Raw genomic sequence first — 24,113 nt, forward strand, 5'->3', positions numbered from 1 at the left:
CCGGGCCGCCCTGGGTCTGGCAGGGTAGTCTGGACCTCATGAAACACATTCCCGCCCAGACGCTGACCATGAAGCCCGCCCCCGAAGCCAACTTCACCGGACAGGTCTGGATGGAACGTCAGGCCGAGGGCGTGCTGCGCGTGACCTTCACCCCCGGTGCGCGGACGGCGTGGCACACGCACCCGCAGGGCCAGACCCTGATCGTCCTGAGCGGCGTGGGCCGGGTGCAGAAACGCGGCGAGGCGGCCCTGACCATGACCGCCGGGGACGTGGTGCAGATCGACGCGGGCGAGGAACACTGGCACGGCGCGGCCCCGGATTCGCTGATGCAGCACCTGGCCATCAACGCGGGCGAAACGGTGTGGCTGGCGAAGGTGACCGACGCGGAATACGGCGGCTAGACCTTCAGCGCCGCCCGCACCTGTGTCACCCGCGCCGCCACATCCCCCTGCACTTCCAGGAATGGGATGCCCCTGGTCCCCAGCTCCTGCCGGATGAAGCCCTGCTGCACCGTGCGGACCGCCGTGTTGGCCCGCCAGCCGTCCTGCTCGTGGGCCAGATCGTCGCTGCACAGGAACGTGTGGGCGTAGCGCGTGCGGCAGGCATCGGCCAGCGCATGTAGTTCTGGTAGCGCTGTGCCTGTCAGCAGGTAGGACCACATCAGCGTGGTGGCGGCATGGGTGTCGCAGAAGACCCAGCGGTTGACGCCGGGGGTGCGGGCGGCCTCGTCCTCTAGGGCGCGGTGGCCCAGGGCGATTTCCAGAAAGTGTTCGGGCGACAGCTTGCCGTCCTCACGCTCGTACACGTCGCGGCCATATTCGCGGGCGTAGTTGGTGCCGCAGCTTTCGGCCAGCGCCCGTGTCAGCGTGCTTTTGCCGGTACTTTCTGCGCCCAGCATGACAATGCGTTCCACGAAATGGGCGTAAATGGCGGGATTGAGAAACTGACGATAGGCGTGAACATCGGCCCTCAGTTGCGTTCCGCTGATCGGCACGGTTTCCCGCGCCCGGTCCACGCAGACATGCGCCGCGCCCAGTTCCGCCGCCAGAGCGTCGCCGTAGCCCTCGCTGGTGTACACGGCGTCTGGGCGCACGCCCCAGCCGTCTAGCACCCGCCGCACGTAGGTGCGGTGAACGGCATCCGGCTCGTCGTTGAGCGGCGGATGGGGGGCGTCGGGCAGCAATTCCAACCCCGGAAACAGCCGGGCAGGAAACAGTTCGCGAATCCAATTGCGCCGCAATGGGGAGGGCATCTGTGCAAAGTCCGGGCGGCTGTAGACCCACACGCTGACGCGGGCGCTCTCGGCCAGGGCCCGTTCCAGCAGCAGCATATGGCCTTTGTGGAAGGGCGCGAATTTGCCGACGATCAGGGCGTGCCTGAACGCTGGTGCGGCCTCAGGCAAAGGCCACTTCCCGCGTCTCGTCCTGCTTCCAGCGGCTCCAGCCGTAGAGGCTCATGCCCGCCAGGATGAATTGCAGACCGAATAGCACCCAGTACTGGGTGTGCCAGAAAAACACGGCCTGCACGGCGTTGACCGCCACCCACACCGGCCAGGACCACGCCCAGCGGCGCGTCGTGGCGAAATTGGCGACTAGGGCCAGCGTGACCGCCGCGAATTGCACGCCGTTCCACACGTCGCCGAAGTCGGTCAGGATCACCGTGTACGCGAAGATCAGCAGGCTGGCGGCCCAGGTCACGCCGTACCATCCGGCCTCGTTGAAGCGAATTTCACCCCGTGCGCGCCGGGCCTCCAGATGCCACAGGTACAGGCCGTGAATACCGAACAGCAGGTACGTGACCTGCAAGCCCGCCAGCATCCACTGCCCGCCCGCCAGGAACAGCAGGAAATACGGCAGCAGCGAGGCGTTGGACCAGTGCCAGTAGGTGCTGGCCTTGCCCCACAGGTAATACAGGCTGACGAGGACGCACAGGCCGCCCGCCAGATCGAGGGCCAGCGGTGGGAGGGTGAAGCCGAAGATGTTCATGGGGTCTCCTGAAGGGCGCTGGTCTGTGCCAGAACGGAAAGAAAGTTGTTCCTAGAGTGCGTCAATGTCTACGGAACTGTTCCTGACCCTGCTCGTTGTGTTCTGGCTCGTGCTGTTGCTGGTTAGCCGGGGCAGAGTAGGAGGGAAGGGGCAAGCGTCCAGAGGATCTGCGCGGCCCTTGGCCGCATCTGACGAGGATTTGTGGCTGCAAAAACTTCTGGCGGTGACCCTGAACAATCGGGGGGCCATTGAGCGCGGCGTCACGGCCAAAAGACGTAGTTTCCCCCACGCCAGCCGTGCCGAGTTGCTGGAGCGCGTGCATACTGACTACATGCAGGACCGCCGCTAAACGGTTTCAGTCAAGCTCTCCCCCAATCCGGCACAAAGCCGCCACCTGCCGCGCCAGTGCCGTTAATTTCCAGCTCTCGCCCTCCCGTGCCAGCACCCCCAGTTGTCCCAGCCCCAGCAGCGCCGCCGCGAATTCCTGCCGGGACAGGCCCGCCACCGTCGCGGTGGTGCCCACGGGAATGCGGTCCTCGAACGGCTCTATCGGGTCCAGCAGATCAAACAGGCCCACGAAGACATGCGTTTCGCGGTCCGACAGCTCCCCGATAATCCGCAGCGTCTGAAATTTGTCCAGCGCGGGCGGCGGGAAGTTCAGCAGGCATCCGGCCAGGGCGCGGGCGATGAAGCGCAGTTTGGCTTCCGACTCGGCCACTTCCGCCGCGCGCACCGCCTGAACCACGTTGGCCCGGAAGGCATCCGAGCGCAGGTAGGCGTGGTCCACGCTGTCCGCGTAGGCTCCGGTCAGCGCGCGAAATTCGGCCTCCAGATGCTGGGCGAGGCGGGCGGCCTGTTCAGGATTGGCCGAAGCGAACCACGTTTTGAATGATTCGGACGGCAGCCCTAAAGGTTCGAGGGTGTGCAGGGCGGGGAGGAGGGGGGTAAGGGCGTTCAAGTCCCCTCCTCATATGGCCCCAGGAACCGTTCGCCGTTGAAGTGGATCAGATGCGAGGGTGCGTCGGCCACCCAGACCTCTGTTTCCCAGGCGATGTCCGCGAGGTAACGGCCCATGACAGCCCGGTTTGGAAAGGCCGTGACATACACCAGACCAGCCGAAGACCCGGCAAACAGGCCAGAGAGTTCGGCGTGCCGCTTGCCGTCCACCGGGCCATGACTGGTTACGGATTCCACCAGTAGCAGCCAGTTTCGCCCAGTATCGTGCAGGATCACGTCGGGCATCTTGCCGTGGGTGTCCACCGTCACGCCCAGCCCACTCAGGCGTTCGCGGTCAAAATAGCCCCATTTCTCGCCGGTATCGCCCGCGTAGACCAGCACACTGCCCGGCGCGAAGCGGGGCGCGAACTCCTCGACGATGGCCCGGATCAGTTCGCTGTGCGCCCCCGGACTGAGCGCAATGGTCTGACCCGCCGCGATCTGCACGGGGATCAGTTGCTGCTGGCGGGTTCTGGCGTACTGCGCGGCCAGTGTCTGACGCCCGTCCAGGTACGCGGCCAGTTCTGCGGGCCATTCGGTGCCGCCGTAGTTTTGCAACAGCGCCAAGGCGGCGGGTTCAATCTGATACACGGCTTTTGGACTGTTGACCGCACGATCCGGCTGATCTGGGTTGTACAGCGCCAGCCCGGCAGCCACAAACTGGTGCATGGTCTGGCGGCGCAGCGTTTCGCGGGTGTTGGGGGCGTAGACCTTGCCGTACTGCTCTCTGGCCCAGTCCATGATCGGCGTAATGCCCATCAGCGGATTCTCTGCCTGCGCCCAGGTCTTTTCGGGCGAGAGGTTCAGGAGTGCCAGCAGGCACAGCGCCGAACGCTCGTTTTGTTGCGCTCTGGGGAAGCCGAGTTCGGCCAGAATCTGTTGCGCGGTGTCCAGATGGGTGGGTGTGTCGGTCATGTTGTCAGCTCCGCGATTCGCTCGTCGATTTCATCCTGCGTGGAGCTTTGTCGTTCCATTGCCCACGCTCCAAGTTCGAGAAGCTGGGCGCGGCTGGGATACTTCAAGCCTCTCAAGTCGGTGGCGTTCACCTGGGTATGCCCGCTGAAACGCCGGAAATCCCGGTCAACCTGAGTTGAGTTGAGATAGGCTGCCAGCCCATGCGCCAACGCCTCCGGCAACCCCTGCTTGCGTTCGTGCAGCACGTTCAGATGGTTCTCGAAGCCCAGCTTTTCAGCACCAGGGAAGGTGGCTGGATCAATGACGGTTGCCACCACCCGGCGGGCTTCCTCTTTGGAGGTCAACCGCTTGACGACGCAGTAAAACCCGGTGGGATACAGCCATTTCTCGGTTTCTGAATTGTGGACAATAGCGTTCGGCTTTCTTCCACCCGCCAGTGGCCAGTTCACGCCTCCCGCCAGATGCGCCGGGTAAAGCAGCGGCACCGCGCCCGCTTCTGGGCTGTCCCGCAGATGCTCCCTGAGCCGGAAATCCACGACGGGGCCAGTCGAAACCTGCACGCCAACTTCTGCAAGCATCGCCGTCAACAGCTGTTCGGGCGTGTGCAACTCCGGCGAGGCGGGCACATGAATAAAGCGCTCTGAATCGCCGGGCAGGACGATCTGATCGAGGGAATATTCGGCGCTGACCAGATCGGCAAACGAGGCGTCGGTGGATGTGGAAACCGTCACCGGCCCAGGCTGACCGCCCTTCTCCAGCCGGATGATGATGTTCTCCTGCAACACGTCGTCGGCCTTGAAGGCTTGCGTGCGCGACTCGAACAGGTGCAGGTGGCGAATGGCCGTTCTGGACAGCAGGAACTCACGGAAAGGCCGGTAATACGGCCCGTTGCAAAAGCTCCGGGGAATGAGTGCCACGAGTTGCCCGCCGGGGGCCAGCAGGGCAATCGCCAGCGCCACGAACGCCGAATACAGGTTGACCGTCTCGATGCCCACCTGCCGCAGCATCAGCCGGTGCGGGGAGTGGCTGCCGATCTTCCGGTAAGGCGGGTTGAGAATGGCGTGCGTGAACGGCTCAGAAGTTCCCCACAACAGGTCCTGCGCCGCCAGCTCGATGAAATCCCCGGCGTGAATCTGGACATCGGCCCCAGCGTAAGCATGAAGCTGCTGTGTCAGGAGCGCCCGCAGATCGGGGTCAATCTCGTAGGCGGTAACGCTGGCCGAGGCAAATTCCAGTTCTCCCCGCTGCCAGCGTTCCAGAAACGCGCTGCTCAGCGCCCCGGCCCCTGCTCCGGCGTCCAGCAAGTGGCATTTCACCCCCGGCGCTGGCGGGAACAGCCCGGCCATGAAGCGCGCGAGCTGGGGCGGCGTCATGAACTGACCCAGGGCTGCCTTCCGCACGGGATCGGGCGCGGTGGGGCTGGACTGGGGGCGCGGTTTGGGATGGGTGGTCATCGGGTTTCCTTGCGCTCAGATGGAGGTAGATGGAAGATGCTGGGTGCGACATAAAGCCAGTCGTTTGAGAATCGTCATATGTCATCACCTCCGAATCGACTGAGATTAGCAACTTGACGAGCGAGACCGGTCAATTTCCATGCAAAACCTGGTCCAGAATGTCTTGGCGTATCCACCCATTCGCCCTCTCGATCACTCAAATTCTCTTTGGTCAGAAGTCCAAGTTGTTCAATTCCTAACAATGCAGATATGAACTCTTGGCGAGAAAGGCCTTCAACAGATATTTGCGTATCTAAAGGGATCAACCCCAATTCTAAATTGATGGAATCGAGGATTTTAAAATATGTGACAAAGACGGTCATTTCTCTCTCAGACATGCCCTCAATAATTCTCAAGGTTTGGGATCGATCTAATCGAGGTTCTGAAAAGCTCAGTGAACAGCCAACTAAAGCGCGGGCAATGAAATGCAGCTTATTCTCTGATTCAGCAACTTCCGCTGCTCTCAAGGCTTGCACTACATTGGCAGCGAAAGCGTCGGACTTGATGTATTCACGATCCAGCCTCAGTTTTCCGGCTTCAATTTTCCGATTTAGTAGATTGACTTCATAACGTAGCGCTCCCTCAAACTGTTCCATCTTGCGCTGACTGGCGGCGATGTAAATCCCTTGAAGAAGGGTGGCCGGAATATTGACGCCGGGAATAGTGGTCAGGATGGGGAGGACGCGTTCAAGCTGCTTGCTCACCCCCGCCCCCGAATTTCCTCCAGTGTATCCCGCACCAGCAGCTCCCCATCCTTAAACACTGTCCGCATCAGCGAGCCGGGGAAATCCGTGTCGAAGGTGTAATAGGCCCGCGTGGTCATCCTTCCGTTCTCCATCACCAAGTCCAGCACGCCGTCCTTGCTGCGCTTGCCGGGATCGGTCACGGGGTCTTTGTAGATGCCCCGGTACGCGCCGTCGATCAGGCCCGCGCTGGCCTTGTAGGCGAAACGCTGGGTGTCGCGGTCCACCTTTTGCAGCAGCGCCCCGCCCATGCCGAAGGTGACGTTCTCCGCGCTAAAGCCGTCGATCAGCAGGTTCTGCAGAATCTGGGTGATGGTCTGTTCGTCCACCCCGTCGCCCTGAATCACGCGCACATGGTTGAGGACCTGATAGCCCTTTTTGTTGACCGTGGTGCCAAATTTGGCGGCCAGGGCGCGCACGGCCAGCCGGACCATCGCGGGCGGCTCGCCGCTGTCGGGGCGCACGACTAAGGTGCCGCCGCTGTCGATCACCAGTTGGCGCAGCGTTTCGCCCCAGTGGGTGTTGATGGCGTATTTCAGGTCATAAGAATCGCTGACCACCGAGTACAGACTGCCCGGCCTGCCGAACTGCGTGACCATGTTGCGGTAGGCGTCCACCTCGTGGTCCTTGCCCCAACTGGTGATCGTGCTGTGTTCGGCGGCGGGGATGGAGAAGCCCGCGATGTCGGCGTCGTAGTGGTTGCGGGCCACCCGCAGGGCTTCCAGTGTATCGCTGCCCTGAAAGTTGACCAGATGCGCCAGCGCCCCCAGGCCCGCGCTCTCGCGGCTGCTGACGCCCCGGCTGCCGAAGTCGTGCAGCTTGAAGGGCAGTTCCGCCGCCGCGTCGTCGCAGGTCTCCGTCAGCGCCTTGCCGATGATCTGACGGATGTGCCAGCTCTGCGTGCAGACCGTGATGGGATACCACACCCGCATCAGCATGGTCTCGAACCAGCCCACCAGCCACGGCAACTCGGGATCGGTGTTGGTCACGCTCATCAGCACGTTGTGGATGGGAACGAGGGTGCCTTCGGGTACGGCTCGCACTTCCAGCGGGAGCCTGCCGCTGTGGACGTTCACCACGCGCATCCAGCCGTCATAGGGAAAGGGTTCGCCGTGCGGTTCGATCAGGCTGCGGGCTTCCTCCACCATCTCGGCAGTAATGCGCCGCGTCAGGTAACGGTCCAGGATGTATTGCAGCCCAAAAAAGCGCGTGACCGGGTAGCGCCCGCCGCGCGATTCCAGGTACGAGAACAGCCGCGTGGTGCCGGGGGGGTACTGCAAAAAGTGGCTGCTCTTGTAGCTGTCGGTGTCGATGATCAGGTTGTCGTCGCTCAGGTGGGGGAGGGCAGTGCGGGTCATGGTGGAACCTCCTGTGGTCCTTCGTTCTGTTGCTCATAATTAAAAATTAGACTATGAGTAGTATGAGTCAAGCGTCTCTCGTTCCTGCCTTCTCTGGACCGGATGGGACTTTTCTCGCACTTTAGACCCCACTGGGGGGCCTCTGTCAGATGGGAAGTCATTCATACCCGCGTGGCGGGGCTGCCTTTAGCATTCCTTCATGACTGCGCGGCTGTGGCCCTCCTTCCTGCTTCTCACCGCCGCATTGATCGGCTGTGGCGCTGCGCCGGGGCAGGCCGGGGCCACGCTGCCCCCCCAGCCCCAGGAGCAGCCACACGCCCAACCGCCGGAAACGCCGCCCCTGCCCACCGCCAATCTGTCGCGCGTCAACTGGAGCGCCGCCACTACCTGGCCCGGCGGCAAGCTTCCGGCAGCCGGGCAGACCGTGACCCTGCCCGCTGGCAAGCGCGTGGTGCTGGACGTGTCGCCCCCTGATCTGGCGGGCCTGACCATTCCGGCGGGCAGTGCGCTGGAATTTGCCGGGCAGGACCTGACCCTGCGTGCCGGGTGGATCATGCTGCACGGCGAACTGCGCGTGGGCAGCGAGGCCAGTCCCTTCACCCACCGCGCCGAGATCGTGCTGACCGATCAGACGCCCGGCGAGGACGTGATGGGCATGGGGGACCGCGTGATCGGCGTGATGGGCGGCGCGCTTGAACTGCACGGATCGCCCCGGCTGGCCTGGACCCGCCTCGGGGCCACCGCCCCGGCAGGCAGCCGCACCCTGACCCTGGACCGTGCCCCCGACTGGGCGGCAGGCGATACCCTGACCCTGACCAGCACCGACTTTAACCCCTCCCAGACCGAGGAAGTGGCCGTGCAAAGCGTTTCTGCCAGGACCGTCACGCTGGCCCTGCCGTTGAAGTACACGCACTGGGGCCAGGATGCAAAGTTTGGAACGCGCACCGTCTCCGAGCGCGCGGAGGTGGGCCTGCTCACGCGCAATATCCGTATCAGCGCGGGCGAAGATGCCCTGAAGACGGGGCTGGGCGCACAGATCATGGTGATGGCCGGGGGGCAGGCCCGCATCGAGGGCGCGGAACTGATGCGGGTGGGCCAGCGCAATGCCCTGCGCCGCTACCCGGTCCACTTTCATCAGGTGGGCGACGCCTCGGCCTCGTATGTGCGGGGCAACAGCATCCACGCCTCGTTCAACCGCTGCGTCACCATCCACGGCACGCAGAATCTGCGCGTGCAGGACAACGTGACCTACGACAGCGTGGGCCACTGCCTGTTTCTGGAGGACGGCGACGAAACCGGCAACACCCTGTCCGGCAACCTGATCACGCGGGTGCGCGCCCCCGATAAAAAGCGCGGCGAGACGCCGTTGCTGGATAGCGACAAGCGCCCGGCGGCGTTCTGGCTCACCAATCCGGCCAACACGGTCACGGGCAACGTGGCGGCGGGGGTGGACGGTATGGGCTTCTGGTACGCGCTGCCCGAACATCCCACCGGACTGGCCACCGAGCGCGGCAAAACCATCTGGCCGCGCCGCACACCGCTGAGGGTGTTCAGCAATAACCTCGCCCACAGCGGCGATACCGGTCTGAACGTGGACGACGGCCCCCGCCCCGACGGCACCACCGAGAGCGCCTATTACCAGCCCCTGAGCAACCCGGCGGACGGGAAATCGGCGGGCGTGCGCGCCAGCTTTCTGGGCTTCACCGCCTATAAACAGCGCGATCACGGCGTCTGGCTGCGCGGCGCGGGCCTGATGCTGGGCGGCGCGACGCTGGCCGACAACGGCGTGGGCGCAACCTTCGCTGCCAACGACTCGCTGATGGACGGCGCGTTGCTGGTGGGCGAGACCCCCAACCTGGGCACCCCCGAGGACTGGGAGGCGAAGGGGACGGGGGGCCGCAGCCTGCCCCGCCCCTGGGACGCGGCGTTTCCGGTGCGCGGTTTCCAGTTCTATGACGGTCACGTATCCATCCAGAACAGCGCCGTCGCCGCCTTCAAATCCACCTCCGTGCGGCAGGCCAGCGGCCTGGGCTACCTGACCGGTAACGCCTTCGCGCTGGAGCCGCAGAACGACGCGCGCGGCCTGTCCTGGCTGGACGACAGCGCCCGTGTGTACTTCCCACCCGCCAAAGCGGGAATGGACGGCGATCTGGCCGCTACCTTCCTGGACGCGGACGGCAGCGTGAGCGGCGCGGCGGGCAAGACCGTCACCGCCAGCCCCCTGCTGAAAGATGCCTCCGACTGCGCGGCAAAAACGGTCTGGAATGCCAGCCTGTGCGCGGGTCAGTACGCCCACCTGTGGCTGAACGACACGACGGGCGGCAAAATTGCGCCGCTGAACGTCAAGAACGCGCGTGGTACGGCCATCAGCCTCAGCGGCACGCCGGGGAACAGCACCGACGACTTCCACACCAGCGTGCGCCTGAATGAAACCTATGCGCTTACGCCGTCCGGGGCCTCGGCCCACCTGCGCCTGGGCTTTGGCGGGCGCAGACCCGGCGACACCCTGCGCCTGAGCCTGCCCGCGTCTGGCGAGCCGATCCTCTACCGCGACTGGTGGGTGGACGAGCGTAACCGCCTCAAAAAAGTGTCGCTGGCTGACTTGGACAAATCCACAGGCGACAGCTACGCGCTGGAAGGCGGCAGATTGCACCTGAAACTGGTGGTGCAGAAGGATCGCGACTATGCCGTGGTGGACGTGTGTGCAGCGGCGCTGTGTAAATAGAGGCAACTGGTAAAGAGCGGCAACAGAAAAGGGGAGAGGCGACAATGGCCTCTCCCCCACGCTTCAACTGCTCAGTCCTTCTTCTGCCCGAAGCCCATCGCCTGGAAGGTCTGGTACTGAAAGCCGCCGCCCAGCATGTTCTGCCCGCCGTCTACCGGCAGGATCACGCCGGTCACGTAGCTGGCCGCGTCGCTGACCAGAAACAGCGCGGCATTGGCGATGTCCTGCGGAATGCCCATGCGGCCCAGCGGCACGGATCCGGCCACCCGGCTGCGGCTGGCCTCGTCTGGGGCCAGCCGCGCCATGCCCTCTGTGCCGTCGATGGGGCCGGGGATGATGGCGTTGACGCGGATGCCGCGCAGGCCCCACTCGATGGCCAGCGTGCGCGTCAGCATGTCCACCCCGGCCTTGGCCGCCACCACATGCGCCTGCATGGGCACCGGGATGCCGTAGGCGCTGATGCTCAGCACGTTGCCGCCGGGGGTCTTTAAGTTGGCCGAGGCCGCCTTGATGGTGTTGTAGGTGCCCAGCAGATCGATATCCACCACGGTCTTGAAGCCGTTGGGGCTGATGCCGTCCACCGGGGCCGGGAAGTTGCCCGCTGCCCCGGCCAGCACGATGTCGAAGTCGCCAAATTTCTCGTTGGCCTGCGCCACAGCCGCCTCCAGCGCCGCGAAGTCGCGCACATCGGCGCTGACACCCAGTGCCCGCCCGCCCGCGTCCTCGATGCCCTGGGCGGCCTTCTGCGCTTTCTCCAGATTGCGGCCCAGAATGGTGACCGCGCAACCGTGCGCCGCGAAACTCTGTGCGATGCCCAGGTTGATGCCGCTGCCGCCGCCGGTAATCAGCGCGTGCTTGCCCGCCAGCAGGTCAGGGCGGAAGGTGGATTCGGGTGTGCCTGGATTGAGGGTCATGGATTCTCCTTCGGAGGGTCAAAAAGTCTAAGGGTCAAAAGGTTGAAGAGCGAGCGGGATTCGCTCCATCTCTTCCTGTACGCAGGAACTGGGAACAAGGGGGGACGTGATCAGCCCCGCCGCCTACTTCTTCAGCGCGTTCTGCAAGCCTTCCACCGTCATGTGATGCGCGTTCCATTCTACGGCGTTTTGCAGACTCTGGGCGTGCGGCAGGTCATCGGTCAGGGCGCGCTTGGTGCCTTCCAGCGCCTTGGGCGAGAGGGCCACCAGTTGGGCGGCCAGTTCCTCGGCCCGTTTAAACAGTTCCTCGGGCGAGTCCAGCACCTCCGTGACCAGCCCCCAGATCTCGGCGGTCTCGGCGTCAATCGGTTCCCCCGTCAGCGCCAGATGCGCGGTGCGCCCGCGTCCGATCAGGTGCGGCAGGCGCTGCAAGCCGCCCAGATCGGCGGCGATGCCCAGCTTGACTTCCGGCAGGCTGAAGCGGGCGTCGCTGCTACAGATGCGGATGTCCGCCCCGCTGATCAGCTCCAGCCCCGCGCCGATGCACCAGCCGTGTACGGCGGCGATCACCGGAATGGGCAGCGCGGCCAGCCCCTCGGTGGCGGCGTGCATCTCGTCCACCACGGCCTTGAATCCGGCCACATCGCCCAGCACTGGTCCGATCTGGCCCGCGTTGGTCTTCACGTCCAGCCCGGCGCTGAAGATCTTCTCGCCGCGCAGGATCAGCACACGGGCGTCTGCCAGGTCGGCCAGGGCCTGTGGCATCTCGCGCCAGAAGTCCGGCCCCATGCTGCCCATCTTGGCAATCAGTGTCAGGGTGGCCACTTCGCCCTGCCGCGAGAGGCGAACGGTTTGATAGTTCATATTTGACAGTCTAGCGTCTGCGCTTGCACCGGGTCTAAAGTGGATCGCCCTTGACTTTTGCTCTGGGCTGAACTATATTTACGTTTCTGGCCTGAGAGGGCCATGCAGTATAGACCACGATGTACAGATGCACTTGAGGGCGGCGTCCACCTCTGGGAACCTTAAAAACGGACGCGCGAACAGAGACTCGGGAGAAGACCCGTGAGCTTTGAACCCCAGAAGGGAGCTTTGAACGGCTCTCTTTTTCTATCTCCCTTCCTGCCCTGGCCTCTGCCCAAAGCACAGCGGCGCATGGTCCGGCACGGCCTTGGCGGCGAATTCCTCCAGGCCCAATCTGTCCGGCGCTTCCAGGTGATAGCGGAAGTTCCACAGGTAATGCTGCACCACCCGCTCAGGCAGCCCCAGCATTGCTGCGTGCCGTGTCGCCACATCTGCCAGATGCCCGATGCCGTGCCTGCGGGCCACGCGCATGGCCTGCACCAGCTCCGGCGGCGGCGGACGGTCCTTGCGGTAGGCCCACACGGCGAAGGTGAAGGGGTGCCCGGTCAGGCGGAACCAGTCCTCGGCCAGATCAGTGACGGTGATGCCGCGCCCGCTGTTCGGCAGCGTGGTCATGGTGCGCTCTGCGGTCAGCGGCCCCACCACGCGGTACCACTCACGCAGGGCGCTGTCACCGATGCGGAGTACGCCGTCGTAACCGCTGCTCAGCAATTCCTCGGCCTCGCCCTCGGCGCGTTCCAGGGTGGGGGAGAGGCCACGCCCGTGCAGCAGCACCTCCAGCAGCGCCACGCTCATGGCCGACTGGGCGGTCAGGGCAATCCGGCGCAGGTCCTCCAGCGGGCGGGTATGGAACAGATTGACCGAGTACACCGGCCCCAGCACGCTCACGCTGAAATCGGGCAGGGCTTCCAGAATGTCGGCGTGACGGATGAATTCCACCGCGCTGATGTTGGCGATGTCCACCTCGCCCGCCAGCAGCGCCGCGTTCATCTGCGTCGGCACGCCCGTGATGGCGCTGACGCCCGGCGGCAATTCCAGCGAATCGAGAATCGGGGCGACGTTGGTGAAGTGAATCCATCCGGCGCGGTAGGTCATGGTGTCACCAGAAATCCATCGGATCAGGCCGTTGACTGTCATCAAAACCTAGTGCTGTGAGATCGGTAGATGTGACAGTCTCAGGTGCGTCGGGCCAGAGAGTTTCGATAATGTCAATCAGGAATCGCAAGGTCAATTCTGTGACATTTCGCTGTACCTGCCCTATTAAGGCATATTGCTCCAAAATTTTTTGACCGGATTCCCCTTCTTGCTCCAGTCTTGAATAAAGTAAACCAGCCTCAAGAAAACCGCTGTCCTGGGCTAGAACGATGCTGGCCCCATGACGAAACATCATGGCGTAAGGCCACTGAGCATTTGCGAGATTGGGAGTGTTATGAAAGTCATCGATTGGTATCTGAAACGCTCTCTGTAACACCTCAGTAAATTGCCGAGTATCTTCTTGAAGAACAGGATCCGAACTGGCATAACGTTCTGCATCGAGGCGGGACTTGATGAGATCGCTCTTTGTATAAATCACGAAACCACCTGCACGCTCACCGCGTGCCACTCAGCTTCGAGTCGGGCATACACTCGCAAAAAACTCTGGATGCGTTCGCCATCGGCGTAAAGTGTGCCGCGCGTGATGGCCGTGTCGCCGAACACGCGCGAGGCGTGGCGCTCGAAGACCAGGGTGACGGGTGGGTTGCGGGCCATGCCGTCCAGCGCGTCCCGCTTGAATACCACCTGTCCGTCCGGGAAAAAGGCCAGCCAGTCGTCGTGCAGCACCCTTGCCATCTCATCGGGGCTGCGGCGGTGGTAGGCGGCGTTCCAGCGGTCATCGAGGAGCAGCACAGCGTCGAGGTCAGTCTGGGAGGTGTCATTCAGCGGCAGCACGTTGCAGCCTCCGAACTGACGGGAACGGCGTCCTGCTCAATCGGCGGCCTCGGCTCCCGCCTTCGGGAAGGTCTGCAACTCGTTGTAGTAGGCGTCGCGCAGCACCGGGGTGCGCCCGGCATGCTGGATCATGCGGATCATGCCCGCCTCGGACAGCGCCATCGGGCTGGTGGCCCCCGCCGCGTGGGCAATGTGTTCCTCCTGAATGGTGCCGTCGATGTCCGAGACGCCCCAGTCGAGGGAAACCTGCGTCAGTTCGCTGCCGATCATGACCCAGTAGCCCTTGATGTGCGGGAAGTTATCCAGGTAGATGCGCGCCACCGCCAGATTCCGCAGATCGTCCAGACCGGTGGTGAAGTCGGTCTTGCCCAGGTTCTGCGCCAGCGTGTTGCCCAGCGGCTGAAAGGCCAGTGGGATGAAGGCGTGGAAGCCGCCTGTCTCGTCCTGTACATTCCGCAGCCGGTCCATGTGGTCCAGCCGCTCCTCCAGCGTTTCGATGTGGCCGTAGAGCATGGTGGCGTTGGTCCGCATGCCCATGCTGTGCGCCTCGCGGTGAATCTGGAGCCACTTGTCGGCGGTTACCTTGTTCCTGGCGACCTGCTTGCGAACGCGGTCCGCGAAGATTTCCGCGCCGCCCCCTGGCATGGCACTCAGGCCCGCGTCCTTCAGCTCGCGCAGCACTTCCAGCGTGGGCTTCTTGCTGATCTTGCTCAGGTGTTCGATCTCGGCGGCGGTGAATGCCTTGACCTGCAATTCCGGGAACGCCTCGCGCAGTTGCCGCACCATCGCGGGGTAGTACTCCCACTTGTGGTTGGGGTGGTGGCCGCTGCTCATGTGCAACTCGGTGATGCCGGGCAGGTAACGGCGGCGGACTTGCTCCACCACTTCGTCCGGGCTGTAGTCCCAGGCGCGGTCCTCGTTCTTGTGGGCCGCGAAGGCGCAGAAGGTGCAGCCCACGTAGCAGATGTTGGTAAATTCCAGGCGCATCGAGTGGACGAAGAACACCCTGTCGCCGTGCATGCGCTCCTTGCGAATGTTCGCCAGCCGCATCAGCGCGTTCAGGTCACGGGTGTGGAACAGGCGCAGGCCGTCCTCGAAAGTCAGGCGCTGGCCTGCTTCTACCTTGTCCACAATAGGAGCCAGGGTCTGGTCACGGAGCCATTTCATAGCCAACACCTCATGAGACTCAGGATACGCCCGGCGCTGGCCTGAAAGTGTCCCATTCGCCCGATAAGGAGGCCATGAAGACCGCGTAAGGTGTCGGGATGTCCTCTGATGCATCTACAGACTGGCTTGATCTTCTGGACTGGCGGCGCGAGGCAAGCACCCTGTACGCCCGCGTGCGCGAGGAGTTGCCGCGCAGTCCGCAGGCGGCGCATCGGCTGTGGCAGACGGGCCGAAATGCCCTGTTCGGGAACCATCCCCAGTCCCCGCTGAGCCTGGAGGCGCGGGCCGCGTTCCGGGAACTGCCGTGCTGGTCGTATGACCCGGCACTGGCCTTCAGTGCGTGGGTGGATACCTCTGGCCCGCAGGAACGCCTGACCATCCCCTCGTCCACCGGGCAGGAGATGCCGCTGGTGCGCTTTGGGCGCGTGTATCTGCCGATAGGGACGCTGGACGTGTACTGGATCGACGTGTACGGCGGCGGCGTGTTCCTGCCGTTCCGGGACGCCACGAGTGGGCAGGAAAGCTACGGCGGCGGGCGCTATCTGCTGGACACCGCCAAGAGCGCCGATCTGGGCAGCACGGCGTCTGGTGAACTGCGCCTGGACTTCAATTTCGCCTACCACCCGTCCTGCTTTTACGACCCGCGCTGGAGCTGCCCCCTTGCGCCGCCGCAGAACGTGCTGGGGGTTCCGGTGCGGGCAGGCGAACGGATGGTCTGAATCGGCTCCCGCTGATTCCGGGGGTCAGCATGTGCGCGGCCCCCGGATCATGTTTGTGCCTCGTCGGGGCGCTACGCTGTGGGGGTGAAGAATGCGTCCCACCCACCGGAAACCGAGGCCCAGGAGCGCTGGACCGTGGACGGCATCGAGGATAGTCCGCACGGCCCGCTGGCCCGGCTGGAGCGCGGGGACGGCAGCACCTTCGACCTGCCACTGCGCCTGCTGCCGGAAGGGCTGCGTGAGGGCGATCTGCTGGCCGTGCAGGACGGCCCCGACGGCGTGATGGTCCGCATTCTGGTGGCCGAGACGCTGGAGCGCCACGAAGCTTCACAGGCGCAGTTGGAAGCCCTGAACAACGCCGAATCTGATGTGCAGGACGACGATGGAGAGATCACGGTATGAGCGAGAAGGTTCCAAAGAAGGCAACAGGCCAGAAACCGGCAGGCCAGAAACCAGCAGGCCAGAAACCGGCGGGCGAGAAACCAGCAGCAAAGAAGGCGGCTCCCAGAACGCCCCGCAAGGCCGCACCCCGTAAAGCTGCCGCCCGCAAGACCTCCCGCTCCGGCAGGAAACGCGGCCCCAGCAGCGCGGATATCGCGGGACTGGTCGTGCTGGCGCTGACCGTCTCGCTGGCGGCCTGCAACGGCATGAAGGGCGGCGGACAGACCGAAACCGGGCAGGCCCAGACGGCCCCCGAGGGCCAGGTCACCGTGCGGTTTCTGGACGTGGGCCAGGGCGACGCCGTGCTGGTCCGCAGCCCCGAGGGCAAGACCATGCTGATTGACGGTGGCCGCAGCATGTCGCGCATGGAAGACCACATGAAGACCTACGGCATCGACAAGATCGACGTGATGGTGGCCACCCACGCCGACGCGGACCATATCGCCGGGCTGGTGGCGGCAGCCGAGGCCAAACCGACGCTGTTCATCAACAACGGTCTGGGCGGGACCACCAAGACCTGGGAACGGCTGGTGGCGGCCTTGCAGGCGCAGAAGACCACCTTCAGAAAGGCCAGCAACCAGATCGTCAACCTGGGCAGCGTCAAGGTGCAGGTGATTGGCCCGCCGCCGGGTGTGGGTGACGCGCAGAACGACAACAGCGTGGGCGTGGCCCTGCAATTCGGCGACTTCCGCGCCCTGATGACCGGAGACAGCGAACTGAAGGAAACGGCGGCGTGGCTGGAACAGGACAGGGCCGGGATCCGGGGGCCGTTTCAGGCGTACAAGAGCATCCACCACGGCGCGGCCAACGGCGACAACCCGGCGTGGCTGGCGGTGGTGCGCCCGGAAAACGTGGTCATCAGCGTGGGCGAGAACAACTACGGTCACCCGACGAAGACGGCGCTGGACCTGTACAAGCAAAACGGCATCCGCATCTACCGCACCGATCAGAACGGCACGGTGACCTTTACGGGCAATGCGGACGGGACTTATACGGTGGACGCGCAGCGGTAGACAGGGTTGGGAGAGGGTGAGAAGAGGGCATGCTCTACTGGGCTATGCACCGTATTGGTCTGTCCGCTGCGCTGGTCCTTGTTCTGTCGGGGGGGCAAGCATTCTGTCTTCAAATCGCCCCGAAATTGCCTGTCACCGATGCCGATTTCATCAATGCGCTGGCAAAACCTCCGACAAGCGGCCCGCTGGGGCTGACGCCGAGGTTGCAGGGCAATGTTGCTGGCTGGTCCATTTTCACACTCCGTCCTGTGTTCATGGATGTAGAACAGGGAACGGTCATCGGAAAGATTGATGGTAGTGGAAAGTACGACATCACTTTGTCCGCGCAGCCGCCGAGGGAAGAGCAAACAACACTGAAACAACTTATTCGGAAGTTCAACGGCTACGCGAAGGGCGATTGCTCGGTGGACACGCTTGTTATCAGTGCGCCGGACGCTATGGCCGCAAAGCTCTGGCTGTACGTTCCCCGTGAGGTTCCGGGAGCCGATGCCAAACCTGAATCTTTTTTCTCTTCCCTCTCCTCCACTGATTTTGACCTGTTCCCAGAGTATTTCAACACCATAGAAACGATGGTCTATTCCAGTATTGCCGCCACGGCCACAGGAGAACTGTCTTGTTTCAGTACAGACTGGGACAAACGTTATCACCTGTTCGTCAATATTTCTCTCTCTGCGGGCTGGAATACAACCACAGTTCTATATGGCGAGGAGCGCAAGATTGGGGGTGAACTCGTCCAAAAGATGCTGCTCAAGGGGGGCCTGGGCCGAAGCGGGCTGGACTGAGCTTGGTTGCGTTCTAGCCAATATTCAGCTCTCCGGGCGGCTCCGCTTCCACCGCCATTTGCTGCCCGCTGAGCGGATGGACAAACCCCAGCCGGTGTGCGTGCAGCATGTAGCCGCCGTCTCCCGGCAGCCCTGGCAGGTGGGGCAGCGGCAGTCCGCCTGCGCCGTACAGCGGATCGCCCACCAGCGGTTGCCCAATGGAAGCCAGATGAATGCGGATCTGGTGCGGGCGGCCCGTGTGGATGTCCACGTCAAACAGGGTGCAGTCTGAGCGCCGCTCCAGCACCCGCGCCGTGGAGTGCGAGGGCTTGCCGTTCGGGCTGGCCGCGTAGACGTCGCCCAACTGGGGATGTGGCACTGGGCCAATGGGCGTGGTGATCTCATATTCGTCCTGTGCGGCCACACCCTGCCCCAGCGCGCGGTAGGTCTTCTGGACCCGTCCCTCGCGCCAGTCCCGTGACAGCGCCGCCCCCGCCTGTGCCGTCCGCGAGAACAGCACCAGCCCGGACGTTCCGCGCCCCAGTCGGTGCAAGGGTGACGCCTCCGGCCAGCGCTCCCGCACCAGAGTCAGCAGCGTGTGTTTCAGAAATCCGCCAGCGGGAATGGTGGGCAGCCCCGAAGGTTTACACACGGCCAGCAATTCCGTGTCCTCGTACAGCACTTCAAAGTGCAGGGGCACGGCATCTTCGGGCCACGGTGGACGATGCCAGATCAGGCGTTGGCCTGTTCTCAAAATCTCAGAACCCTGAGCCGTCACGCCGTCCAGCACGACTTCGCCCCGTGCCAGCCGCTCCTGCCATTCCTGCTGCGTGGAATGTTCGTACCGCCCCGCCAGATACGCCAGCACGCTCAGGCCCGCGCCGCGTGGGCCGATGCGTTCGGCGTAGGCGTAGCCGTCGTTGAGGGTGGGGAGAGACATCAGGTATCCAGTGTGGCATCTGTGGCCGCCCAGGAAACTGAGCCATTGTGCAGAGTCGCGCCCATCGCCCCGGCGCTACCATGCTCGGATGACCGCCTTTCCCTATTTTTCCCGAGGTTCCGAATGGAAGGGCTGATGCTGGCCAGGGTGCTGGGCGAACTGACCCCGCATCTGCCACTGCACACGCTGGGCTGGGTCTTTCCCGACGAGACCACCGCCGCCTTGCTGCTGGACGGCCCCGGCCCCGGCGAGAAGCGCAATCTGGTGCTGGCCTACCGCCCGCCCCAGCCGGTGCTGTTCATCTCCCGTGAACGCCTGCGCGGCGATCCCCGCAGCCCCTTTCAGCGTTTTCTGGCGGCGCGGGTGCGTGGGCCACTGCTGGGCGCAGAGCAACTCAAGTTAGACCGCGTGGTGGTGCTGCACTTCGGCGGCGAGGCCGGATTCGTGGATCAGGCCCCCACCCGCCTGCTCTTTGAGGTCACGGGCCGCAACGCCAACCTGCTGGTGCTGGAGGAGGGTGAGGGTTTTGAGGGCCGGATTGTCATGGCCGCCCGCGAGATCACTGGCAGCCGCAACCGCTTCCGCACCATCCGCAGCGGGGGCCGGTACACGCCGCCGCCGCCCTACGACAAGCTGGACCCACGCCGGATGGGTGAGGCCGAGGCGCAGTCGCTGGCCGACTTGCCGATTGGCCGCTGGCGTGAACGGCTGGACGGCGTGGGGCCTTTGCTGAGTGCGGAACTGGCACGGCGGGCGAACCTCCTCTCCACGCAGGCACCGGGGGAGGACTGGCCGCAAACCCTGGAGGCTTTGCGTTCCCTGGTGAATGACCCCACCGTGAGCGAGGGCGTCATGCAGGACGGCGCACGCGAGGCGGCCCGTAGCGAGAAGGCGGCGGCATTACGCAAGGCGCTGGCCGAGCCGCTGAACAAGCGCCTGACCCTGATTCGCAACCAACTGGCCGACGTGTCCCGCGCCGAGGCCGGGTTGGATGTGGCCGCCGTGGACCGGGAGGAGGCGGACCTGCTGATGGCCTACGCCTCCACGGTGGAAACGGGCAGCGCCAGCGCCGAGTTGCCCGCCTTTGACGGCAGCGGCCCGCGCCCCGTGGCCCTGGACCCCAGTCTCAGCGCCGTGCAGAACGCCGAGAAGCGTTACACCCGCGCCCGCCGCCGCGAGGACGTGTACGAACGCCTGCTGGAGCGTGAAGACACCCTGCGCGCCGAGCTGGCCGAGGCCGAGGCCCGCGTGGCCCACATGGATAGCGCCAGCCTGGAAGAACTGGACGCGCTGTCGTCCACCCTTCAGTCCGAGCGGCCCGAGAAAAGTCAGTACGGGCTGCGCTTCACCACCCCCGCCGGCTACGAGGTGCTGGTGGGCCGCAACAACAAGGAAAACGCCACGCTGACGCACCGCGTCGGGCGCAGCATGGACTACTGGTTTCACGCGCAGGGGTATCCGGGCAGCCACGTCATCGTGCGGACGGGGGGCAAGGAGCTGGCGCAGCCGGACATCCTGTACGCGGCCCGTCTCGCCGCCGCCAACAGCAAGGCGCGCGGCAGCAGCAACGTGGGCGTGGATTACACCCGCATCAAGTACGTCTGGAAACCGCGTGGTGCCCCCGCCGGACAGGTCCATTACACCGATCAGAACACGGTGTTTGTGGACGGCACGGTGCCGGAAGTGGCGACGGCAGATTAGTCCCCGGATTTCTCCAGCAGCCTCACCAACGCCCGCCGCCCTAGCTCCACTCCCAGGCCGAAGACCAGATGCGATCCAGCCTCCCACAGCACCGCCGAGAGGGGCAGTTTCCACGGCGGATTCTGGAAGCCGGTGGCGGGAACGGCGCTGCCGTGCGTCAGGGCGTACATCACCGCCCCGGCAGGCACGCCCGCGCCGCGTGTGACGGCGGGCTGGTACTCGGCCAGCAGGCCATACGCCGCGCCCAGCCCCGCGCCCAGGGTGTAGTGGACCACCTGTTGCGCGGCCAGCTTCTGCCCCTTGCTGATCTCGTGCCCGGTGGCCTCTGCCGCTGCCTCGATCATCTCGGCGGGGGGCATGTGGTCTATGCGGCCCGTGGGATCGGCCCCGATCATCAGTTTCTCAGCGTTCGTGGGCGGGAAATAATGTTCGGTCAGCGTTTGCAGGGGCGGCTCGGCGGCGGATTTCAGGTAGGCCCCGGCCAGTCCGGCGACGGCTCCCACCAGGATTCCGCGCAGGGGTTGGGGACGTTTGGCGTTGTGTGCATTCATGGGGGAAGCATAGGAAAAGTCGGGCGGGGTGCGTAACGGTTGAAGTCTTCATCTCAGGTGCTTCGGTAGCTTTCTTGGGGCTGCCCCACCCCCCAGCCCCCTACCCCAGGGGGGCAGGGGGAGCAGCGCTGCGCTAGGCAGGGTTCGGTTGGCGCGGCTTGCGGGGGTTGGAGGTGGGCGTTCCTGCTCACACGCCCCGCTCCGTGACGTGGCGTTCGGCCCGTCCGCTTCGCGCCCGACGGCCTCGTGTCGCCTCTCGCGCCCGCTGGCAGGCTAGCTTGCCCATTTTTCTTCTGCCTCGGCAAAAGCGGGGGCAAAGGCTAAAGTGCGCTCCCCTCGTCCCGCACGGCCTCCAGCCTGTCCCGGTAGATCACCACCAGCTTGTGGTCCTCCAGCAGCCCCCAGACGCGCGGCCACACGCTGTCCAGCAATGCGCGGAAATCGGCCACGCGCATATTCCCCGTCCGCACATGCACCACCCAGGGCGGCGGCTGTTGCGCCAGGATTCGCTCGGTGAAATCGGCGTCCTGGGTCATGATGACCAGAGAGTCTTGCGTGGCCCGCTCCCACAACGCCCAGTCTTTCAGGCTGGGGATGCCAGTCGGTGACATGCACCACGGGAACATCAAAAGCCCCGCGCAATCGGGCAATACATTCTCGTCCAGAAGCACGCCTGCTGGCTTCAAGCGATCTTCTCAAAAGTCACAGCATGGCCTGTCAACCGCGCCGCGTACTCCAGGCACGTCAGCACGTCCTCATGCCTCAGCCGGGGGTAGGCGTTCAGCACGTCCTGAATGCTGTCTCCGGCACTCAGGTGGCCCAGCACGGTCTGAACGCTGATGCGGGTGCTAGCCACGGTGGGTTTGCCGCCGCCCATTTCCGGGTCTATGGCAATGGGCATGAGGACAGTTTAGCTGTGGACGGCTCGCCCTCCTCGCTGGCGCAGGGGCAACCGCTAAACTGACGCATGACCACCGTGCAGATTCCAGACGAGATCGTGCGGAAGTTGATGCTGCTAACAGGAAAGACCACGCCGGAAGAGGCAGTCATGGTGGCAATTGAATGGTGACTCAAGGAGCATGGGCATGAGGGTGACCTGCGAGAGCGGGCAGCCAAAGCTCCTGAAGTAGACCCCGATCCCCAAGACCGCCGCCCCTGACAGCTTGATACACTTCCCCCATGAGCGTTCAGACCGCCAGAATGGACCGTCAGGCTATTGAAATCACCACCCTGGACGACGTTCAGCAGGACTGGCATTTCTGGCTGAAGCGCACGCCCGCCGAACGTCTGGAAGCGCTGGAATTGTTGAGGCAAATTCATTATGGCTACGATCCAGCTACCACCCGACTTCAGAGAATTCCTGAGCTTGTTGAACACCTTTGAGGTCCGGTATCTGCTGATCGGCGGCTACGCCGTCAACCTTTACGGCTTCGTGCGAACCACGGGCGACATGGATGTTTTTATTGATCTGGAGGCCAGCAATATTCAAAAACTCGTCGCGGCTTACCACGAGTTTGGCGTGAGCAGCGTGGAGGCTGCGCTGTTTCAGCCGGGCAAGATCGTTCGTATGGGTGTGCCGCCCCTGCGCCTGGAAGTGCTGAACAGGATCAGCGGCGTGGACTTTGCCGAAGCCTACGCCGAGCGCGAAACCGTTGAGCTGGAGGGGCTGAGTGTGCCAGTCATCAGCCTGCGCCATCTGAGGGCCAACAAAGTCGCCAGCGGCAGGCCGAAAGACCTGGGTGATCTGAGCGAGTTGCCGACAGAAGACCCCAACCCCTAGCCCCACCCCCAACCCACGCCAGCCAAGTTCGCGCGTGCCTGGGCTGAAGCTGATGATCATTTGCTGTTTACTTTTGCTGCTTATCAAATTTTATAAATTTATGAATATGTTTACAAACAAAAAACTATCTACCATATAAGAATCGCTCAAAAATCTAAAACTGGTAATTAATCTAATTCCAGCGTCAGATCTTTAGGAATTCTTCTGCGCATTCCATAAAAGAATACAACTCCTAAAACAATGTAAACAGTACCGACAATTCTGAAAAATATCACATCATTAAAATTAGATGTATTAACGTTTCTTGATTGTTCGGAGAAATAAGGCAAGAAACTCGCAAGAATTCCAGTCACAAATAAAATTGTACCCATGAAATTTGGCATAAATTTTCTAAACTTGGGACGGGCAAGGCTCCGAAAGAAGATTATAGGGAATATTCGCGTCTCCCTTATCCTTTTTGGTTTACCAAATCCTTTTATTATTCCCTCTATCTCAATTCCATTTCCGCTTTTTGATTTATGTATGCAATTTATTATTAGTCCGTTGCTCTTATCAAGGTAATCAAATTCAAACAGGATTGAGGTGTCAGATATTTCAACAATTTTAATTGAGTTGGCAGGATTATTTGATTTTTCAATTTGGCATTCCAAAATTCCCTTTGGAACAAGCATCCGAAGCGGCTCGGCAATAGGAAAATCGTAACTACTCAGCAGGGGGACTTGCGGAGTGGAATCAGATAGAGTAGGCGCATCAAGAACGCTTCAGTACCGGACAACTCGATTTCAATAGCGTCCTGAACAGCATTTTTGACATTTGAGCATTTGGTTGTCATCTGGGACGGCGAAAGGCGGCTTCTTGGAGTTATGAGACACGAAGAAGCCGCCCAAATCGACGCGATCAAGTTTGCCCAGCTCTTGAAAGAGCGCTTCCCCTTTTTGCGACGCGATACCTTGCAACGCGTCGAAGACGCCATGTGTTCGCTGATCGAGCAACGCTCTACCAATCAACAGCAGTGGTCCCAGGCCATGCCTGGGACCAGCTCCCCAGAAGCCAAGAAGAAGCGTCTGGGACGGTGTATACAGGACCCGAAATTGAACGACGATTTCTTCCTGGACTTT

At 63.1% G+C, this 24,113-nt stretch carries 28 protein-coding genes and 1 pseudogene; 11 read left to right on the forward strand and 18 right to left on the reverse strand.

Annotated elements, in window-relative coordinates; all coding sequences use genetic code 11:
• Nucleotides 1-38: 38 nt before the first annotated feature.
• On the forward strand, nucleotides 39-401 hold the full coding sequence (locus tag Q319_RS0109750; protein ID WP_029482196.1) for a cupin domain-containing protein: 363 nt from the start codon (nucleotides 39-41) through the stop codon (nucleotides 399-401).
• On the opposite strand, the gene Q319_RS0109755 is transcribed toward Q319_RS0109750, so the two are convergent.
• Entirely contained in the window at nucleotides 398-1,402 is a 1,005-nt protein-coding gene (locus tag Q319_RS0109755) for an AAA family ATPase (RefSeq protein ID WP_029482197.1), read from the reverse strand. The two genes, Q319_RS0109750 and Q319_RS0109755, sit on opposite strands and share 4 nt — an antisense overlap.
• A complete protein-coding gene (locus tag Q319_RS0109760) occupies nucleotides 1,395-1,985 on the reverse strand; it encodes a nicotinamide mononucleotide transporter family protein (protein ID WP_029482198.1) in 591 nt (196 codons plus the stop codon). Before Q319_RS0109760 ends, Q319_RS0109755 begins: the two co-directional genes overlap by 8 nt.
• A gap of 178 nt (nucleotides 1,986-2,163) precedes the next feature.
• On the opposite strand from Q319_RS0109760, the gene Q319_RS26985 reads away from it, so the two are divergent.
• A complete protein-coding gene (locus tag Q319_RS26985) occupies nucleotides 2,164-2,334 on the forward strand; it encodes a hypothetical protein (RefSeq protein WP_156039262.1) in 171 nt (56 codons plus the stop codon).
• Between the two features lie 6 nt (nucleotides 2,335-2,340).
• Here the strand turns inward: Q319_RS26985 and Q319_RS0109770 are convergent, their stop codons facing one another.
• From Q319_RS0109770 to Q319_RS0109785, 5 genes are all read right to left on the reverse strand, one after another.
• Complete coding sequence (locus Q319_RS0109770; RefSeq protein ID WP_029482200.1) at nucleotides 2,341-2,943, reverse strand: hypothetical protein; 603 nt, start codon at nucleotides 2,941-2,943, stop codon at nucleotides 2,341-2,343.
• Nucleotides 2,940-3,896, reverse strand: a complete 957-nt coding sequence (locus tag Q319_RS0109775; RefSeq protein WP_029482202.1) for a BsuBI/PstI family type II restriction endonuclease — start codon at nucleotides 3,894-3,896, stop codon at nucleotides 2,940-2,942. Before Q319_RS0109775 ends, Q319_RS0109770 begins: the two co-directional genes overlap by 4 nt.
• On the reverse strand, nucleotides 3,893-5,350 hold the full coding sequence (locus Q319_RS0109780; RefSeq protein ID WP_034414535.1) for an Eco57I restriction-modification methylase domain-containing protein: 1,458 nt from the start codon (nucleotides 5,348-5,350) through the stop codon (nucleotides 3,893-3,895). The genes Q319_RS0109775 and Q319_RS0109780 overlap by 4 nt, the downstream gene beginning before the upstream one ends.
• A 74-nt stretch (nucleotides 5,351-5,424) precedes the next feature.
• The gene (locus tag Q319_RS26990) at nucleotides 5,425-6,093 is read right to left on the reverse strand and encodes a hypothetical protein (RefSeq protein WP_156039263.1); all 669 of its coding nucleotides are present in this window, start codon (nucleotides 6,091-6,093) and stop codon (nucleotides 5,425-5,427) included.
• Nucleotides 6,090-7,490 carry a nicotinate phosphoribosyltransferase gene (locus Q319_RS0109785; RefSeq protein ID WP_029482206.1) on the reverse strand — a complete coding sequence of 467 codons (1,401 nt, stop codon included), beginning with the start codon at nucleotides 7,488-7,490 and terminating at the stop codon, nucleotides 6,090-6,092. Before Q319_RS0109785 ends, Q319_RS26990 begins: the two co-directional genes overlap by 4 nt.
• Nucleotides 7,491-7,689: 199 nt before the next feature.
• Here Q319_RS0109785 and Q319_RS25490 point away from each other — a divergent pair, with 199 nt between their 5' ends.
• Nucleotides 7,690-10,215: a G8 domain-containing protein gene (locus Q319_RS25490; RefSeq protein ID WP_051655251.1), complete on the forward strand. Its 2,526-nt coding sequence runs from the start codon at nucleotides 7,690-7,692 to the stop codon at nucleotides 10,213-10,215.
• 71 nt (nucleotides 10,216-10,286) lie between these two features.
• Here Q319_RS25490 and Q319_RS0109795 read toward each other — a convergent pair whose 3' ends face one another.
• The 6 genes from Q319_RS0109795 to mqnE all read right to left on the reverse strand — a co-directional run bounded on the left by Q319_RS0109795 (nucleotide 10,287) and on the right by mqnE (nucleotide 15,089).
• Nucleotides 10,287-11,129, reverse strand: coding sequence for an SDR family oxidoreductase (locus Q319_RS0109795; RefSeq protein WP_029482209.1), 843 nt, complete (start codon nucleotides 11,127-11,129; stop codon nucleotides 10,287-10,289).
• Between the two features lie 123 nt (nucleotides 11,130-11,252).
• Nucleotides 11,253-11,993 carry an enoyl-CoA hydratase-related protein gene (locus Q319_RS0109800; protein ID WP_029482210.1) on the reverse strand — a complete coding sequence of 247 codons (741 nt, stop codon included), beginning with the start codon at nucleotides 11,991-11,993 and terminating at the stop codon, nucleotides 11,253-11,255.
• A 246-nt stretch (nucleotides 11,994-12,239) separates the two neighbouring features.
• Nucleotides 12,240-13,088, reverse strand: coding sequence for a menaquinone biosynthetic enzyme MqnA/MqnD family protein (locus tag Q319_RS0109805; protein WP_034414552.1), 849 nt, complete (start codon nucleotides 13,086-13,088; stop codon nucleotides 12,240-12,242).
• Between the two features lie 4 nt (nucleotides 13,089-13,092).
• Complete coding sequence (locus Q319_RS26995; protein ID WP_156039264.1) at nucleotides 13,093-13,566, reverse strand: hypothetical protein; 474 nt, start codon at nucleotides 13,564-13,566, stop codon at nucleotides 13,093-13,095.
• Complete coding sequence (locus tag Q319_RS0109810; RefSeq protein ID WP_245619092.1) at nucleotides 13,563-13,922, reverse strand: nuclear transport factor 2 family protein; 360 nt, start codon at nucleotides 13,920-13,922, stop codon at nucleotides 13,563-13,565. Before Q319_RS0109810 ends, Q319_RS26995 begins: the two co-directional genes overlap by 4 nt.
• 36 nt (nucleotides 13,923-13,958) lie before the next feature.
• Nucleotides 13,959-15,089: an aminofutalosine synthase MqnE gene (mqnE, locus tag Q319_RS0109815; protein ID WP_029482216.1), complete on the reverse strand. Its 1,131-nt coding sequence runs from the start codon at nucleotides 15,087-15,089 to the stop codon at nucleotides 13,959-13,961.
• A gap of 98 nt (nucleotides 15,090-15,187) precedes the next feature.
• Between mqnE and Q319_RS0109820 the strand changes: the two genes are divergently transcribed.
• The 4 genes from Q319_RS0109820 to Q319_RS0109835 all read left to right on the forward strand — a co-directional run bounded on the left by Q319_RS0109820 (nucleotide 15,188) and on the right by Q319_RS0109835 (nucleotide 18,044).
• Nucleotides 15,188-15,808, forward strand: coding sequence for a DUF1684 domain-containing protein (locus tag Q319_RS0109820; RefSeq protein WP_029482217.1), 621 nt, complete (start codon nucleotides 15,188-15,190; stop codon nucleotides 15,806-15,808).
• Between the two features lie 84 nt (nucleotides 15,809-15,892).
• The gene (locus Q319_RS0109825; RefSeq protein ID WP_034414555.1) at nucleotides 15,893-16,210 is read left to right on the forward strand and encodes a DUF3006 domain-containing protein; all 318 of its coding nucleotides are present in this window, start codon (nucleotides 15,893-15,895) and stop codon (nucleotides 16,208-16,210) included.
• Complete coding sequence (locus Q319_RS24395; RefSeq protein WP_081845974.1) at nucleotides 16,207-17,262, forward strand: ComEC/Rec2 family competence protein; 1,056 nt, start codon at nucleotides 16,207-16,209, stop codon at nucleotides 17,260-17,262. Before Q319_RS0109825 ends, Q319_RS24395 begins: the two co-directional genes overlap by 4 nt.
• A gap of 29 nt (nucleotides 17,263-17,291) precedes the next feature.
• A complete protein-coding gene (locus Q319_RS0109835; protein WP_029482220.1) occupies nucleotides 17,292-18,044 on the forward strand; it encodes a hypothetical protein in 753 nt (250 codons plus the stop codon).
• 13 nt (nucleotides 18,045-18,057) lie between these two features.
• Here the strand turns inward: Q319_RS0109835 and Q319_RS0109840 are convergent, their stop codons facing one another.
• Nucleotides 18,058-18,963, reverse strand: coding sequence for an RluA family pseudouridine synthase (locus Q319_RS0109840; protein ID WP_029482221.1), 906 nt, complete (start codon nucleotides 18,961-18,963; stop codon nucleotides 18,058-18,060).
• Nucleotides 18,964-19,086: 123 nt separating this feature from the next.
• Here Q319_RS0109840 and Q319_RS0109845 point away from each other — a divergent pair, with 123 nt between their 5' ends.
• The gene (locus Q319_RS0109845) at nucleotides 19,087-20,664 is read left to right on the forward strand and encodes an Rqc2 family fibronectin-binding protein (RefSeq protein ID WP_029482222.1); all 1,578 of its coding nucleotides are present in this window, start codon (nucleotides 19,087-19,089) and stop codon (nucleotides 20,662-20,664) included.
• Here Q319_RS0109845 and Q319_RS25495 read toward each other — a convergent pair.
• The 3 genes from Q319_RS25495 to Q319_RS0109860 form a co-directional block, all read right to left on the reverse strand.
• Nucleotides 20,661-21,215 (reverse strand): DUF1440 domain-containing protein, encoded by a 555-nt coding sequence (locus tag Q319_RS25495; RefSeq protein ID WP_051655252.1) that lies wholly within the window; start codon nucleotides 21,213-21,215, stop codon nucleotides 20,661-20,663. The two genes, Q319_RS0109845 and Q319_RS25495, sit on opposite strands and share 4 nt — an antisense overlap.
• Before the next feature lie 320 nt (nucleotides 21,216-21,535).
• Nucleotides 21,536-21,886 carry a DUF5615 family PIN-like protein gene (locus Q319_RS24400; RefSeq protein ID WP_281173832.1) on the reverse strand — a complete coding sequence of 117 codons (351 nt, stop codon included), beginning with the start codon at nucleotides 21,884-21,886 and terminating at the stop codon, nucleotides 21,536-21,538.
• Between the two features lie 11 nt (nucleotides 21,887-21,897).
• Nucleotides 21,898-22,116, reverse strand: coding sequence for a DUF433 domain-containing protein (locus Q319_RS0109860; protein WP_029482225.1), 219 nt, complete (start codon nucleotides 22,114-22,116; stop codon nucleotides 21,898-21,900).
• Nucleotides 22,117-22,394: 278 nt separating this feature from the next.
• Here Q319_RS0109860 and Q319_RS0109870 point away from each other — a divergent pair, with 278 nt between their 5' ends.
• Nucleotides 22,395-22,598 (forward strand): hypothetical protein, encoded by a 204-nt coding sequence (locus Q319_RS0109870; RefSeq protein WP_029482227.1) that lies wholly within the window; start codon nucleotides 22,395-22,397, stop codon nucleotides 22,596-22,598.
• Nucleotides 22,582-22,995: a nucleotidyltransferase gene (locus Q319_RS0109875; RefSeq protein WP_162178635.1), complete on the forward strand. Its 414-nt coding sequence runs from the start codon at nucleotides 22,582-22,584 to the stop codon at nucleotides 22,993-22,995. Before Q319_RS0109870 ends, Q319_RS0109875 begins: the two co-directional genes overlap by 17 nt.
• A 167-nt stretch (nucleotides 22,996-23,162) precedes the next feature.
• On the opposite strand, the gene Q319_RS27000 is transcribed toward Q319_RS0109875, so the two are convergent.
• Nucleotides 23,163-23,666, reverse strand: a complete 504-nt coding sequence (locus Q319_RS27000) for a hypothetical protein (RefSeq protein ID WP_156039266.1) — start codon at nucleotides 23,664-23,666, stop codon at nucleotides 23,163-23,165.
• Between the two features lie 192 nt (nucleotides 23,667-23,858).
• Between Q319_RS27000 and Q319_RS0109880 the strand changes: the two are divergent.
• Nucleotides 23,859-24,113 (forward strand): annotated as a pseudogene (locus Q319_RS0109880) (IS4 family transposase); the annotation flags it as partial.

This window comes from Deinococcus marmoris DSM 12784 (genome assembly GCF_000701405.1).
GTDB lineage: Bacteria > Deinococcota > Deinococci > Deinococcales > Deinococcaceae > Deinococcus > Deinococcus marmoris.

Excerpts from the sequence above, each read along its gene's own strand:
- Q319_RS0109750 (WP_029482196.1), top strand. The coding sequence starts at position 39 with ATGAAACACATTCCCGCCCAGACGCTGACCATGAAGCCCGCCCCCGAA.
- Q319_RS0109760 (WP_029482198.1), bottom strand. The coding sequence starts at position 1,985 with ATGAACATCTTCGGCTTCACCCTCCCACCGCTGGCCCTCGATCTGGCG.
- Q319_RS0109775 (WP_029482202.1), bottom strand. The coding sequence starts at position 3,896 with ATGACCGACACACCCACCCATCTGGACACCGCGCAACAGATTCTGGCC.
- Q319_RS0109780 (WP_034414535.1), bottom strand. The coding sequence starts at position 5,350 with ATGACCACCCATCCCAAACCGCGCCCCCAGTCCAGCCCCACCGCGCCC.
- Q319_RS0109785 (WP_029482206.1), bottom strand. The coding sequence starts at position 7,490 with ATGACCCGCACTGCCCTCCCCCACCTGAGCGACGACAACCTGATCATC.
- Q319_RS25490 (WP_051655251.1), top strand. The coding sequence starts at position 7,690 with ATGACTGCGCGGCTGTGGCCCTCCTTCCTGCTTCTCACCGCCGCATTG.
- Q319_RS0109795 (WP_029482209.1), bottom strand. The coding sequence starts at position 11,129 with ATGACCCTCAATCCAGGCACACCCGAATCCACCTTCCGCCCTGACCTG.
- Q319_RS0109800 (WP_029482210.1), bottom strand. The coding sequence starts at position 11,993 with ATGAACTATCAAACCGTTCGCCTCTCGCGGCAGGGCGAAGTGGCCACC.
- Q319_RS0109805 (WP_034414552.1), bottom strand. The coding sequence starts at position 13,088 with ATGACCTACCGCGCCGGATGGATTCACTTCACCAACGTCGCCCCGATT.
- mqnE (WP_029482216.1), bottom strand. The coding sequence starts at position 15,089 with ATGAAATGGCTCCGTGACCAGACCCTGGCTCCTATTGTGGACAAGGTA.
- Q319_RS0109820 (WP_029482217.1), top strand. The coding sequence starts at position 15,188 with ATGTCCTCTGATGCATCTACAGACTGGCTTGATCTTCTGGACTGGCGG.
- Q319_RS24395 (WP_081845974.1), top strand. The coding sequence starts at position 16,207 with ATGAGCGAGAAGGTTCCAAAGAAGGCAACAGGCCAGAAACCGGCAGGC.
- Q319_RS0109835 (WP_029482220.1), top strand. The coding sequence starts at position 17,292 with ATGCTCTACTGGGCTATGCACCGTATTGGTCTGTCCGCTGCGCTGGTC.
- Q319_RS0109840 (WP_029482221.1), bottom strand. The coding sequence starts at position 18,963 with ATGTCTCTCCCCACCCTCAACGACGGCTACGCCTACGCCGAACGCATC.
- Q319_RS0109845 (WP_029482222.1), top strand. The coding sequence starts at position 19,087 with ATGGAAGGGCTGATGCTGGCCAGGGTGCTGGGCGAACTGACCCCGCAT.
- Q319_RS25495 (WP_051655252.1), bottom strand. The coding sequence starts at position 21,215 with ATGAATGCACACAACGCCAAACGTCCCCAACCCCTGCGCGGAATCCTG.
- Q319_RS0109860 (WP_029482225.1), bottom strand. The coding sequence starts at position 22,116 with ATGCCCATTGCCATAGACCCGGAAATGGGCGGCGGCAAACCCACCGTG.
- Q319_RS0109870 (WP_029482227.1), top strand. The coding sequence starts at position 22,395 with ATGAGCGTTCAGACCGCCAGAATGGACCGTCAGGCTATTGAAATCACC.
- Q319_RS27000 (WP_156039266.1), bottom strand. The coding sequence starts at position 23,666 with ATGCTTGTTCCAAAGGGAATTTTGGAATGCCAAATTGAAAAATCAAAT.